This is a genomic window from Bacillus sp. LR_5, from assembly GCF_042709275.1.
This window is the reverse complement of the sequence record NZ_JAVAXX010000175.1, coordinates 1-13,858: the sequence shown is the minus strand read 5'-3', so window position 1 is coordinate 13,858 and position 13,858 is coordinate 1. Positions and strand designations below refer to the sequence as shown.

The window sequence follows — 13,858 nt, the reverse complement described above, 5'->3', positions numbered from 1 at the left end:
TAATGAAGCAATCAAAAGAAAAGCGTGCTATGAAAAAGAGTAGTACACATTTCACCCGTTTGAAGAGAGTCTGCGGTGCTGGGAGCAGATAACGGGCAATGTGGAATGGACTTTGGAGCAGCTGACCGAAACCGAAAAAGTAGGCTCAGCCGGAGCAGTCTCCGTTACAAACGTCAGAGTGATTCCATTTTAATGGAATAATCAGGGTGGTACCACGGTTCATTCGTCCCTTTTTTATAGGGGAAGAATGGGCCTTTTTTATTATGTTTTAAGAAATGAGGTTGATGTTTTCATGAAACAAACGATTTTTTCAGGCATTCAGCCAAGCGGCTCCGTTACGCTCGGCAACTATATCGGTGCAATGAAGCAGTTTGTCGAACTGCAGCATGATTATAACAGCTATTTTTGCATCGTGGATCAGCATGCGATAACCGTGCCTCAAGACCGGCTTCAGCTAAGAAAGAATATCCGCAGTCTGGCGGCGCTTTACTTAGCTGTCGGACTTGATCCAGAAAAAGCAACATTGTTTATTCAGTCAGAGGTTCCCGCGCATGCACAGGCCGGATGGATGATGCAGTGTGTCGCGTATATCGGCGAGCTTGAACGGATGACCCAATTTAAAGACAAATCCAAAGGCAATGAAGCTGTTGTCTCCGGCCTGTTAACATACCCGCCGCTGATGGCCGCTGATATTCTGCTGTATGGAACAGATCTTGTGCCTGTCGGCGAGGATCAAAAGCAGCACCTTGAGCTGACGCGAAATCTCGCAGAACGCTTCAACAAAAAATATAACGACATCTTTACGGTTCCGGAAGTGAAAATTCCAAAAGTCGGCGCACGCATCATGTCTCTGAATGATCCGCTGAAGAAAATGAGCAAATCCGATCCGAACCAGAAAGCTTATATTACATTACTGGATGAACCGAAGCTTCTTGAAAAGAAAATCAAAAGCGCTGTGACAGATTCTGAAGGCATTGTAAAATTTGATAAGGAAAACAAACCAGGCGTTTCCAACCTTCTTACGATTTATTCAATCCTCGGCAATACGACAATTGAAGAGCTTGAAGCAAAGTACGAAGGGAAAGGCTACGGCGAGTTTAAAGGTGATTTGGCAGAAGTCGTGGTTAACGCATTAAAACCGATCCAGGACCGCTATCATGAACTAATTGAATCTGATGAATTAGACCGGATTCTCGATGAAGGCGCGGAACGGGCAAACCGGACAGCGAACAAAATGCTGAAAAAAATGGAGAACGCCATGGGCCTTGGCCGAAAAAGACGCTAATCAAAAAACCGCTCTTTGCAAAGAGCGGTTTTTTTAGTTTACCTTTGATTCATTTTCCATTTCCCATAGCTTTTCGAAAAAAGGCTGTCCTTTTATCAGGTTTTCGCAAAATGCCAGATGCTTGTCCGACCAGCCTTCAATTGTTTCGTTATACAGCATGTCCCAAATCTCTTCAAAGCTCATCCGTTTGATTTGTTCGTACATATGCGGGTTCCACTCTGTGTACCAGTAGCCGATTTCAGCGCGGTTTTTCAGCCCTTTTAATTGGTCCAGCGCCATAAACATCAGCTGCTTGATTTGCCGTTCTTTTCTTGTCAGCCCTCTGACGTGCTCTGGTGCTAATGATAAAATGTGATATTCTTTAGAGGATTCCAGCTTCTTTGGCTCAAATTCATATGTTTCAGGCTCTACATCTTTTACCATTTCATAAACGAGCTGCTCCTGCCTTGGGATCAAACGGCTTTTTCTGACAGGGATCGTGTAGCCGATCGTGTCGACAGCCAAAATGCCGATTCCGTCTGTTACAACAAAACAATACTCAAGCTTTGTCCGCTCATGATTTTTCCGAATGTACGATTTCTGATGTACGTCGTCAAGCAAACCTTTCGGAAGCTCAGACAAATCGTTTTCTATGTAATGAAACAGTACCGACGGCACCCTTAACAGCGGCACCTGATCCAAAAGCTCAACCGTATCTTCCTTGCGCCATTCGTGAAAGTGGCATACATTGTAGCCATTTTCTTCCCCTTCAAACCAATTGACCCACACATCATGAAGAAATAACATCTCTAACCCCTCACTTTTATAAAAACTGTTGTCCACAGTATAGGCAAGGGACAGAGAAATTATTCCAAAGAGATTGAGGAAATCTGGAATCGCTGGGTTTATGTAAAAATCACAAAAAGCAGATCTCTTTGTATATTTTCTGACAAAAAGAGATCTGCTTTTCTTATGATTTTGTTATATTTTATACCAGATATTATTTTCATTTTTATTTAATATTTTTTGGATCCAATGCATCCCGCAGACCATCACCGACAAAGTTGAAGCATAAAACGGTAATTAAAATGAATAGCCCGGGAAATAACGGGTACCACCATGCTTGAATCATTAATGTAAAGTTTTGAGCATCCTGAAGCATGTTTCCCCAGCTTGCAATCGGAGGCTGGATACCGAAGCCCAAGTAGCTTAAGGTTGATTCAGCTAAAATGACACTGCCTACTTTTAAAGTAGCGGAGACAATAATTGGCCCGATGCAATTCGGTAAAATATGCGAAAAAATAATTTTATAATTTTTGGTTCCTATTGTTTTAGCAGCCAATACAAATTCTCTGGACCTTAGAGATAGGAACTCACTTCTGACAAGCCTAGCTGTTGTAGTCCAACCCGTCAGAGAAAAGATTAAAATTAATTTATCCATCCCCGGTTGAAAAATTGTCACCAAGGTAATAAGAAGAAAAATATCCGGAATAGATAAGACTACATCGACTGCCCTCATTAATACAGCATCGACTATCCCTTTAAAGTACCCCGCTAAGGCGCCAACAACGGTTCCTATAGTAATGGCACCAATTACTGAAACAAAACCGACCAATAAAGACACACGAGCCCCGTATAAAACCCTTGTAAATATATCGCGCCCAAACTTATCTGTCCCCATTAGATTTTTAGGGCTTGGAGGCTTCAGTTTATTTAGAAGAGATTGGCTCTCAGGCGAATAAGGCGCAATAAAAGGGGCAAAGACCGCCATTAAAATAATAACTGTTAAAATGATACCTCCAACAACAGCAAGTTTATTTTTGAAGAACTTCTCAAAAAAGATCCTAGTCATTGTTTCTGGTTTTTTTCTTATATTTTCTTTTAGCTTTACCTCATTAGAGGGAGCTACAGTGTTTGGATGTGCCATATGTGTCTCCCCCTTTTAATATTCAATACGTGGATCAACTAAAGCATACAAAATATCCGCAATCAAGTTACCCAGTACAACCAAAACAGCAGAAATAACAGTCATCGCCATAATAACCGGATAATCTCGAGAGAATGCTGAATCAATAAATAACTTCCCTAATCCCGGCCAAGTAAAAATCTGTTCAACCACGACAGCACCACCAATAAATGATGGAATCATCAATCCGAAAATTGTAATAACAGGCAGTAGGCCATTTCGCAAGCCATGTTTGAAAATAACTTTATTTTCTTTAAACCCTTTTGCCCGAGCTGTTCTTATATAATCTTGCTTCAATACATCGAGCATACTTGAACGTGTATAACGAGTAATACCGGCCATATCAGCAGTTGCTAAAACAAATGCTGGCAAAATTAAATGATGGAGCCTGTCAAAAATGCTAAAGTCAGCGTTTAATGTGCTGACACCCCCCGTAGGAAACCAGCCGAGATTTACGGAAAGAACCATAATAAGAATTAATCCGAACCAAAAATTTGGTATTGCCAGCCCTAAAAATGATGTGACAGTTATACCATAGTCAAGTTTAGAATAAGGGCGTTTCGCGGAAAGAACACCGAAAGGAATTGAAATCAGAAGAGCAACAAGAGTTGAAAAAACCATAAGCACCAAAGTATTCGGTAAACGTGAAAGGATTAGATCAGAAACTGGTGTACCCTTTTTAACAATAGATGTCCCAAAGTCGCCTTGAAGCATATTTCCAAGCCATTTTAAGTATTGAACAGGTTCCGGGTCATTAAGTCCATACTTTTCAATAAATTTTGCTCTGTCAGCTTGACTAATGGTCGGATCCATCATTAGTGACATCGGGTCACCTGGCGCTGCTTTCATTATCGCAAATGATAATATTGTAATGCCCAAAAGAATTGGCAGAGACATTAATGTTCGACGAACAATATATGTAACCATATTCTTGTCCCCTTTTCTAAAATAGGATAAAGAGGAAAGGATACTGGATCCTCACCTCTCTAGGGATTTAATTATTATTGTTCAAGCCACCATTTTTCAATTTGATATAAGTCATTTTTTGGATGGAATACATAGCCATGCATGTTTGCCGGGATTGCCCTATGATAATTGTAATAAAATAAGAATGAATAAGGCTGATCCTCTGCAATCAATTTATAAATTTCTTCGTATTTTTTCTGATATTCTTTTCTGTCTGTAATAGATTTAGCTTCTTCCAAAAGTTTATCGACTTTAGGATTCTTATACCATATGTTATTTAATCCGTTCTCTGATTGACTTGAGTGGAAAATCGAAAATTGATCCGGAAATGTAGCCAAGCTCCAACCAAGCAGCAAAGCATCATAATCCCATTTCGGTGCACTTGTTTGTTCAATAAGAGCACTAAATTCTACAATTTGCGGTTTTGCTTCAATTCCTACTTCTTTTAGCTGCTGCTGAACAACAACCGCTAAATCTTCCCGAATTTTGTTGCCTTGATTAGTCTTAATGGTAAACGAAAACTTCTTTCCATCCTTATCAAGGTAACCGTCTCCGTCTGTATCTTTCCATCCCGCTTCTTTCAATAGCTTCTTAGCTTTTTTAGGATTGTAATCAAATGTAGGTACATCACTTTTCGGGTAATTCCAAGATAGCGGACTTTCAGGAACGTTTGCAACTTCACCATCACCGTTTAACACTTGATCAACCATTGCTTTTCGATCAAGTGCATGCGTAAGAGCTTGGCGGACTTTTTTGTCTTTAAATAATTCATTTTTTTCATTCCAACCAATATAACTGTAGTTCAAACCAAGATCTGATTTCACTTTTACATTATCAAATGTCTTGACTGTCTCGAAATCAGTACCCGGAACAACAAAGAAATCAATATCTCCAGCCTTTAACTGAGCAACAGCTGCATTTGAATCCGGGATTGTTTTTACTGTAACTGTATCTAAATATGGCCTTCCGCCGTAATAATCTTCATTAGCTTCAAGTTTTACATAATCTCCTTTTTTCCATTCAGCAAACTTGAATGGACCCGAACCAATCGGATTCTTTCTATTAAATTCATTTTCTCCTAAATCTGAAACTGGTACTTTCCCTAAAATGTGTTTAGGCAGAATACCGTAACTATCTAAAACAACATTGTAAAAATACGCATCCTTTTTCTTTAATTTAAATTCAACTTCATAATCACCTTTTTTTGTAACAGTCTTTAGTGATTCAAAACCAGAGCCGCGTTCACCATTATAGTCCTTATTTAAAGGTATGCTGTATGTGAAAACAACATCATCCGCTGTAAGCTCTTTCCCGTCATGGAATTTTACACCTTTTCTAATCTTGACATTATAAGTCAGACCATCCTTGGATTCTGTCACTTTCTCGGCTAACGCAGGCTTCACATTTAATTTTTCATCTGTTTCTAATAATGTACTATAGATCATCCCTTCAATATCTGAACTGGCGACATCTGTAGAATAGAGTGGATTAAACAAAGTTGGCTCCCCAGTTGAGCCAACAACCAAATCCCCGCCTTGCTGAGGTTTTCCGTTTGATTTTTTCTCGCTGCTGCTGCTCGATTTTGATCCCGAGCAGGCCGATAAAAAGATGGCCAGAACCATCAATACACTTAGCATCATCAGTGCGGTTTTCCGTCTTTTCATTAGATATTCCCCCTTTTGAAATGTTCGTTCCTCTCAGCTGTTGTTTATGTAGTGTGCATACCCCCTCTCAAAGCTGTGCGGGCAACAATTAGCTATAAAGGTGACAAGCCACAAAATGGCTGGGAGCAGCTTCTTTGAATTCTGGTATTTGTTCCTTGCATATTGGCTTTGCAACAGGACATCTCGTGTGGAAAACACAGCCTTTTGGCGGATTGGCCGGACTCGGCAGTTCTCCCTTCAGGACGATGCGTTCACGTTTGACAGATCCTTTTCTTCTTGTAACCGGAACGGACGATAAAAGAGCTTGGGTATACGGATGGAGCGGATTGTCGTAAAGCTCATGCTTGCCGGTCAGTTCCATCATTTTTCCAAGATACATCACTCCGACTCTGTCGCTGATATGGCGGACGACACTCAGATCATGAGAGATAAATAGATACGTCAGATTAAATTCTTCCTGCAATTCTTCCATTAAATTAATAACTTGGGCCTGAATTGATACATCAAGTGCGGAAACTGGTTCATCTGCGATGATCAGTTCTGGATTCAAAGTGAGCGCTCTGGCGATGCCGATCCGCTGACGCTGTCCGCCGGAAAATTCATGGGGATAACGGCTGGCAAACGACGGGTGAAGGCCTACTCTCGCAAGCAGTTCTTCGACTTTCTCGTTTCGTTCATGCATCGTATACATGTGGTGCGTATTAAACGGCTCCTTTATGATGGAACGCAGCGTCTTTCTTGGATTCAACGAGGCAAATGGATCTTGGAACACCATTTGAATATTTTTGCGGACACTTTTCCGCAGCTTCTCCTCTGACAGGTTGGAAATATCCTGTCCTTTAAAAAGGATTTGGCCTTCTGTCGGTTTGTACAGCCTGATCATCGTCCTGCCGGCAGTCGATTTCCCGCAGCCGGACTCTCCAACGATTCCGAGTGTTTCTCCTTTTTTTAACGAAAATGAAACACCGTCCACCGCTTTTACATCACCTACTTTTCTTTGAAAAAGGCCTGAGCGGATCGGGAAGTATTTTTTTACGTCACGAAGCTCTAAGATTGTTTCTTGATTAGCTGCTGTCATGATTGTTCGGCACCCTCTTCCTCATATAAAAAGCATCTCACCGTTCTTCCGCTTTTGTGCGTCAAAAGCGAAGGCTGATTTGTCCAGCATTTATCCATGGCTTTCGGACACCTTGGGGCAAATCGGCACCCCGGCGGCAGATTATCTGGTGTCGGCACGCTTCCTTTAATTGCATTTAATTTATCAATCTCTCCATCTATGACGGGAATCGACGTAAGCAGGCCTTCTGTATAAGGATGAAGCGGCTCTAAAAATAAGTCGTCAACGGTGGCGTTTTCCACGACTTGTCCGCAGTACATGACAATCACTCTGTCGGCTGCTTCCGATACGACACCTAAGTCGTGTGTGATGAGAAGTATCGACGTGTTGAACTTCTGGCAGAGATCTTTCATGAGCTCCAAAACTTGGGCTTGTATTGTCACATCCAGTGCTGTCGTCGGTTCATCGGCAATGAGCAGTTTAGGATTACAGCTGAGTGCGATGGCAATCATCACCCTCTGTCTCATTCCGCCGGACAGCCGGTGCGGGTACTCCTTCATAATTTGCTCGGCCCGGGAGAAACCGACCATCTGCAAGAGTTCAACAGCTTTTTGGCGAGCTTCTTTTTTCTTCATGTTTTTATGGTAAATCAGCACTTCGGTAATTTGTTCTCCGATTGTTAACACCGGATTCAGGGAGGTCATTGGTTCCTGAAAGATCATGGATACTTCGTTTCCGCGGATTTTGCAATAGTCGTTTTCAGTGAACGAGGTGAGGTCTTTGTCTTCGAGTTTAATAGAGCCGTCCATGATTTTTCCGCCTGAGCTTTGGACAAGGCCCATAATTGATAAAGAAGTAATGCTTTTTCCCGAGCCCGATTCACCTACAAGCGCGACGGTTTCGCCTTTGCTGATGTGAAAATCGACTCCGTCAACCGCAGGGATCGGCTCCTTTTTCCTGAAAAAATAAGTCTTTAAATTATTCACTTCTAAAAGTGTGCTCATGCTAGCTCCCCTTTCCCCCCTCTTGTTGTCAAACGTTTTCAAGAGAAAGCAATCCCTTTATTCAGAAATAATAAATAATATTGAATTATCGAAAAATTTTATAGTTGTATATTATTACAATCATTTTGCAAAATCAAGAATTTTTTAGGATAAATGTAATATTATTAACGAAATTCCATTATTTTATTCTTTTAAAGCGTTGCATTCAAAAAGGTTTCGGCAGGGATGGACAGCCCGTCTGCCGTGTTTGCTTTGTTGGCCGTTAAATATTTTTTTACAATATTGAATCCGACTGCGTATCCAAGCATTTTGGGCTGATATCCTTTGCCGAATAACAGCTGTGAGAATAATCGATTGTCCCGTTTGATATCCTGGTGGGGCGCAATCTTTTTGTCATATAAAGCTTGCAGCTGCTCCGGCGTATACCAAGACGTCCATTCAGCCGTTTGACTTCGGCCGAACCTCTCATAAACAGCATATTCTGCCAGCCCTTCCATGATGATTGTATCAAGTAATGTGACATCCTTTTCCTCTTTCGTCAGATGATCTAACCGGCAAACATGGTGATATTCATGTGTTATCAGAGCAGATACCGATGCAAAATCTAAATTTGACGAGAGAAAGAGGAACATTTTGTCTTGAAAGGCGAGTCCTGATTTTGATCCGAATTCTAAACGAATTCTCTTGTTTCGTTCATCAACCGGCAGCGTGACAATTGGTACATCAGGACCATGCCATTTGTTTTTGAGGTACTGTTCTTCCTTTTGAATATGCTCGTAAAAACCTTTTTCTTTCAGCTTGGAAGCAGTCTGAATGCCCTCTTTTATGTTTTTAAACATCCCATGATGCTGAAGGTGTCCCAGAATGCCTTTCCAGTTCTTTTTCTCCACACCTGAAAAAAGCGGGACAATGTAATGGGCCAAATCATCTATTGAAGCAGCCTTCCCGAGCCAGCTATATGTTTGTTCCACACTCATGTGATCGCCTCCCCTTTTTATTCTATGCGCACAAAAAAAACCGGCTACCCTTTAGGGGCAGCCGGTTTGGCGTGATCATGATTGGTATTTCTTAAAGATTAATGTTGCATTGTGTCCGCCGAATCCCAATGAGTTGCTGAGAACATAATTGAGATCCTGTCTGCGGGCTTCATCTGGCACATAATCTAAATCGCATTCTTCATCAGGTGTTTGAATATTGATTGTCGGCGGGATCATACCTTCTTTAATGGCAAGCACAGAGAAAATCGCTTCAATACCGCCAGCTGCTCCTAAGAGGTGGCCTGTCATCGATTTTGTAGAGCTTACCGCAAGTTTATGCGCATGCTCGCCGAATACGGTTTTAATCGCCATTGTTTCGTATTTGTCGTTGTAATACGTGCTTGTCCCGTGAGCATTGATATAATCAATTTCTTCAGGCGCGATGCCCGCATCTTTAATGGCTTCTTGCATCGCTCTCGCTCCGCCTTCACCGTCTTGTGCCGGCGCTGTGATATGATAAGCGTCTCCTGTTGAGCCATAGCCGACAATTTCTCCGTAAATCTTTGCGCCGCGGGCCAGAGCATGCTCAAGCTCTTCAAGAACGATAATCCCTGCACCTTCACCCATGACAAAGCCATCACGGTTTTTATCGAACGGGCGGCTCGCTGTTTTCGGATCTGGATTAGTAGACAGCGCTTTGTTGGCACTGAAGCCCGCGAATGACATTCTAGTCAGCGGCGCTTCTGTTCCGCCTGTGACCATAACGTCTGCATCGCCGCGCTGAATGACTTTAAACGCGTCACCGATAGAGTTCGTTCCTGTAGCACATGCTGTAACCGTACAAGAGTTAACCCCTTTTGCTCCTAATGCAATAGAAATCTGGCCTGTCGCCATATCAGGAATCATCATTGGCACGAAAAACGGGCTAACCCGTCTCGGTCCTTTTGTTAAGAAGATTTCAAATTGAGACTCTAGTGTTTCAAGTCCTCCGATGCCGGAACCTACCCAAACACCGACTCTTGGCGCGATCTCATCCGTAATCTTAAGATCTGCGTCTTCAACCGCCATTTTTGCAGCCACAACCGCATATTGTGTAAAACGGTCCATTTTTCTAGCTTCTTTTTTATCCATATAATCTTCAACATTGAAGTCTTTCAATTCAGCGGCTACTTTTGCCGGATATTCTTCAGCATCAACACGAGTGATCGGACCGATTCCGGACACACCGTTGATTGCGTTATTCCAACTTGTATCGACATCGTTGCCAAGCGGAGACAATGCTCCGAGCCCTGTAACAACTACTCTTTTTTTACTCATCTTGTGTGCACCTCTCACCTTTTTTTATCGGCCCCAGCGTATTGCAATGGCGCCCCAAGTTAATCCTCCGCCGAATCCTACCATGACGACCACATCGCCATCTTTGATTTTACCGGCTTCCAATTCTTCTACGAGAGAAATCGGAATGGATGCGGCAGAAGTATTTCCATATTTATGAACGGTTTTAGACATCTTTTCGACAGGAAGCTCCAAACGCTCACGTGCAGCTTCCATGATGCGGATGTTCGCCTGATGCGGAATCAAAAAGTCGACGTCTTCTTTTGAAAGTCCGGCTTTTTCGATGACATTAACACATGATTCTCCCATTTGGCGGACTGCAAATTTAAAAACTTCTCGTCCATTCATGATTGTATGTCGTTTTTCATTGAGATACAAGTGCTGACCGCCTGTGCCGTCTGCTCCAAGTTCAAATGAAAGGATCCCTCTGTCATCACTGACTGGTCCGACTACCGCAGCGCCAGCTCCGTCACCAAACAGAACGGCTGTGTTGCGGTCTTCCCAGTCTGTAATGCTTGAGAGCTTTTCTACACCGACAACAAGGACATGTTTGTACGTTCCGGATTCAATAAATTGTTTACCGGTGACAACCCCGTACATAAAGCCAGCACAAGCCGCGCTGATATCCATAGCACACGCTTTCTTCGCGCCGAGCTGTTCTTGAATCATACAAGAGACCGTAGGAAATGACTGATCAGGTGTAACAGTTGCAACCAGGATCATATCCAGGTCCTCAGCAGCCACTTCAGCTTGTTCAAGCGCTTGTTTTGCAGCTGCAACAGCCATATGTGATGAAAAGACGTCGTCTGCGGCGATTCTTCTTTCTTCTATTCCTGTTCTTGTACGAATCCACTCGTCAGAAGTTTCAACCATTTTTTCAAGATCATGATTTGTTAAAACCTTCTCAGGGATATAACGTCCCACTCCAAGTATTCCAGCTTTCATAAGGGAAGACTCCTTTATATAGTAAATTTAGAAGATCAATCAGGTTGTGATCAATTATTAGTATCAGGTACTAATTCTATCCTATTTTTTTTCACATGGCAATATATTCGTCTAAACTATCAGTTCATCTTACTCATACAGTATGGTATATGGAAAAGGAGGCGTATACAGGTGGATATATTTTCAAAGATGATGTTCGGCGATAACGCAAAACAAAACCCAGAGAAGGAAGAAGTGGAGGAGGAGGTTTCCCGGACAAACGAAGAAGAGACGATTGATTACATGTATATTATGAACCAAATCGGTTCGATTATGAACTCTCTCGATCAAATCAAGCCCGCTCTCAAGGAGCTCGCACCTATGGTTTCCGCTATTAAAAAGAAAATCAAGTGAAAAGCCACTTTCGAAAAAGTGGCTTCTTTTTATTCGGTTTCAGATTTCGCGTCAGACTTGCCAAGCTCATAAGCTTCCGCCATTACCGTTGTAAATAGATTCATAAACGGCTGTATGGCCTCCATCGACAGCTCAATGCCTGATTTTTCAAGCTGTTCTTTCGCTTCAGGCAGATATTTCATGGCAATTTGCAAGAACTCAAGTGATTTTTCGTGCTGCATGTGACGTCACTCCATTACTCGTTTTTTGGCAGTTCGCCTGTTTTGTTGTACGTTTTGATCAGCTTGGCGATTCTTTGCTGAAAGTCTTTATCGACAAGCGGGCTGAATGTTCCCATTTCAACAACTCCCGTTTTCAGGTCGTAGTAATGATCGCCGCCTTCAAGGGTGCCTTTGTTGAATTGCTCAGCGATGATTTCATAAGCCTTGTCCACATTTTGCACCGTGCTGGTTAATACGGTATTCTCGCCCAGATCCGATTGATCTGTGACGTATCCGATGGCATAAAGGCCGTCTTTTTTGATTTGCTGAATGACAGGAACATTATACCCATCTCCGGCGGGATACACAACATCCGCGCCTTCGTTCTTCATTTTCTGATAAAGCTTTACTGCTGTCGTATCATCATCCCAATGATCCGTATATTTTGTGTTTACTTCTATATACGGATTTTCATATTTGGCCCCTTTGATAAAACCGTCAACCTCCGGCTGCCACGTAAAGGAAGCAATCACGCCGACCTGATTCGTTTTCGACATACGGGCAGCTGTCATTCCTCCAAAGAAACCCATTGCTTCGCCGCTGAAATGGACACTCGTCACATTATCAGCTTTTGCTTTAGCATTAGAAATGACGAATTCCATATCTGGATAATCTTCACTGACCAAGTTAAACACCTCTGCATATTCACTCCCATGGCCATAGAGGAGATTAACGCCCCGCTTATGAAAATCCTCAATCGCATTTATAATATCTTCATCTGTTTTAACGCCTTCTTTATAGTAGACATCCACATTATATTTTGATTGTATATTCAGTAATCCTTTATACCCTTTTGTGCCCCATACGAGGTCATTAATCGTATCAGGAAAGAGCATGCCGACCTTCTCAATTTTTCCTTTAAACGGAGTTTGTCCACAACCGCTTAATAAAAGGAGGACAGAAAAGATCATGACAAGCCTTGTGATCAAGTCATGTTCAACTCCTTTTGACAAGCTATAACATGTATCATTTTTATACGTTTATTGTATCTAGAAAACTCGAAACATGGAAGGTATTTCTTAATATTTGTCGAAAATTGATGAAAATTGTCTTTTCCACTCGGAAATTTTTGCTTTTGCTTCTTCTTTTGAGGTTTTTTCTGTGACTTGCAAATCAAAAAACTGATCTTTGCTATCGCGGCTTGATCCAAGCAGGAATCTCAGCAGCTCGTCAGCCACATCGTCTGTGTAATAGCCGTCTACCTCAATTTCTTCTTTCCAGGGCCCATACATTTTCGGCAGGATCACCGTTTTTTCTGATCCCTTCTTTTCACGCTTTTCCCATTCTTTTCGGTCTTGTTCATATATTAATATATAGGGAGAATCAAATTGGTCTAAAGGCAAAAAGCCGCCGAACTGGATACAAATTGTATCATATTTGTGATCTCCAATGTGTTCAAGCTGGCGAAAGAGTCCATTTCTCCCAAGCCACATGAGTCTTTCTTCTAAGTACATTTGTCTCATTTCATCTTCTGTTTCCGCCAGAATGACGTCAACATGTATGCCTTCATTCATCATTCGCTCGCATAATGAAAGGCCGAAAAATTCGTCCGCACCTACAATCAGCGTTGATTCCATTGCATCTGCCGCCCTTCCGGTTTTTCTATTCCCAAAGCAAAAAACAGCCTCCGCAAAAGAGAAGGCTGTTGTTATTGTATTCTTTATAACGCTTTTTCATGACTGTGAAAGAATTTGCAGATTGAAGCATAAATTCTGCTTGGATGCTCAAATAAGTGAAATGTCATGTCGACCGGTGAACCTTGCTTTTGCTGTTTTCCCTTGAATACTTCAGCATGTACGCTGTACGGATAGGGAGCTCCGGTCATACGTTGCCATATATGAACCGGCACGCCGCTCGGGTAGCTTTCAATGGTTTTGTAACGAAGCACTTCCGCTTCTTTTTCAGAAATTCCGTAGCTTTCCGATACTTCTTTTAAAAATTGCTTATAGAAAAATTTATTTTCTTTCTCTGATTCATAATGTGCCTGAAGATCGAGACAAGGATTCAACATTGCGGCTGAGCGGATA

At 42.0% G+C, this 13,858-nt stretch carries 14 protein-coding genes, 1 pseudogene and 1 other annotated feature; of the genes and pseudogenes, 2 read left to right on the top strand and 13 right to left on the bottom strand.

From position 1 onward, the window contains the following. Positions 1-20 precede the first annotated feature (20 nt). Positions 21-234 (top strand) — a binding site (T-box leader). A 58-nt stretch (positions 235-292) separates the two neighbouring features. Continuing rightward, positions 293-1,285, top strand: a complete 993-nt coding sequence (gene trpS / locus RAC86_RS25705) for a tryptophan--tRNA ligase (protein WP_003224581.1) — start codon at positions 293-295, stop codon at positions 1,283-1,285. A 33-nt stretch (positions 1,286-1,318) separates the two neighbouring features. Here the strand turns inward: trpS and RAC86_RS25700 are convergent, their stop codons facing one another. The 9 genes from RAC86_RS25700 to fabH form a co-directional block, all read right to left on the bottom strand. Next, a complete protein-coding gene (locus RAC86_RS25700) occupies positions 1,319-2,071 on the bottom strand; it encodes a YjbA family protein (protein WP_014113365.1) in 753 nt (250 codons plus the stop codon). A gap of 205 nt (positions 2,072-2,276) precedes the next feature. Continuing rightward, entirely contained in the window at positions 2,277-3,191 is a 915-nt protein-coding gene (gene opp4C, locus RAC86_RS25695) for an oligopeptide ABC transporter permease (RefSeq protein WP_072566092.1), read from the bottom strand. Between the two features lie 15 nt (positions 3,192-3,206). Continuing rightward, positions 3,207-4,157, bottom strand: a complete 951-nt coding sequence (locus tag RAC86_RS25690) for an ABC transporter permease (protein ID WP_014113363.1) — start codon at positions 4,155-4,157, stop codon at positions 3,207-3,209. Positions 4,158-4,231: 74 nt separating this feature from the next. Next, positions 4,232-5,860, bottom strand: coding sequence for a peptide-binding protein (locus RAC86_RS25685; protein ID WP_014113362.1), 1,629 nt, complete (start codon positions 5,858-5,860; stop codon positions 4,232-4,234). A gap of 88 nt (positions 5,861-5,948) precedes the next feature. Next, positions 5,949-6,938: an oligopeptide ABC transporter ATP-binding protein AppF gene (appF, locus tag RAC86_RS25680; RefSeq protein ID WP_061188359.1), complete on the bottom strand. Its 990-nt coding sequence runs from the start codon at positions 6,936-6,938 to the stop codon at positions 5,949-5,951. Beyond that, positions 6,935-7,921 (bottom strand): oligopeptide ABC transporter ATP-binding protein AppD, encoded by a 987-nt coding sequence (gene appD, locus RAC86_RS25675; protein WP_072566091.1) that lies wholly within the window; start codon positions 7,919-7,921, stop codon positions 6,935-6,937. The genes appF and appD overlap by 4 nt, the downstream gene beginning before the upstream one ends. 191 nt (positions 7,922-8,112) lie before the next feature. After that, the gene (locus RAC86_RS25670) at positions 8,113-8,898 is read right to left on the bottom strand and encodes a DUF2268 domain-containing putative Zn-dependent protease (RefSeq protein ID WP_072566090.1); all 786 of its coding nucleotides are present in this window, start codon (positions 8,896-8,898) and stop codon (positions 8,113-8,115) included. Positions 8,899-8,973: 75 nt separating this feature from the next. Beyond that, positions 8,974-10,215, bottom strand: a complete 1,242-nt coding sequence (gene fabF, locus RAC86_RS25665; RefSeq protein ID WP_014113358.1) for a beta-ketoacyl-ACP synthase II — start codon at positions 10,213-10,215, stop codon at positions 8,974-8,976. Between the two features lie 24 nt (positions 10,216-10,239). Continuing rightward, positions 10,240-11,178 (bottom strand): beta-ketoacyl-ACP synthase III, encoded by a 939-nt coding sequence (gene fabH, locus RAC86_RS25660; RefSeq protein WP_014113357.1) that lies wholly within the window; start codon positions 11,176-11,178, stop codon positions 10,240-10,242. Between the two features lie 165 nt (positions 11,179-11,343). Between fabH and yjzB the strand changes: the two genes are divergently transcribed. Then, positions 11,344-11,571: a spore coat protein YjzB gene (yjzB, locus tag RAC86_RS25655; RefSeq protein WP_072183380.1), complete on the top strand. Its 228-nt coding sequence runs from the start codon at positions 11,344-11,346 to the stop codon at positions 11,569-11,571. Positions 11,572-11,600: 29 nt separating this feature from the next. On the opposite strand, the gene comZ is transcribed toward yjzB, so the two are convergent. The 4 genes and pseudogenes from comZ to RAC86_RS25635 form a co-directional block, all read right to left on the bottom strand. Then, complete coding sequence (gene comZ, locus RAC86_RS25650) at positions 11,601-11,792, bottom strand: ComG operon transcriptional repressor ComZ (RefSeq protein WP_003224559.1); 192 nt, start codon at positions 11,790-11,792, stop codon at positions 11,601-11,603. A gap of 14 nt (positions 11,793-11,806) precedes the next feature. Next, entirely contained in the window at positions 11,807-12,760 is a 954-nt protein-coding gene (gene med / locus RAC86_RS25645) for a transcriptional regulator Med (protein WP_072566089.1), read from the bottom strand. 90 nt (positions 12,761-12,850) lie between these two features. After that, complete coding sequence (locus RAC86_RS25640) at positions 12,851-13,408, bottom strand: hypothetical protein (RefSeq protein ID WP_072566088.1); 558 nt, start codon at positions 13,406-13,408, stop codon at positions 12,851-12,853. Between the two features lie 83 nt (positions 13,409-13,491). Next, positions 13,492-13,858 (bottom strand): annotated as a pseudogene (locus RAC86_RS25635) (hypothetical protein); the annotation flags it as partial.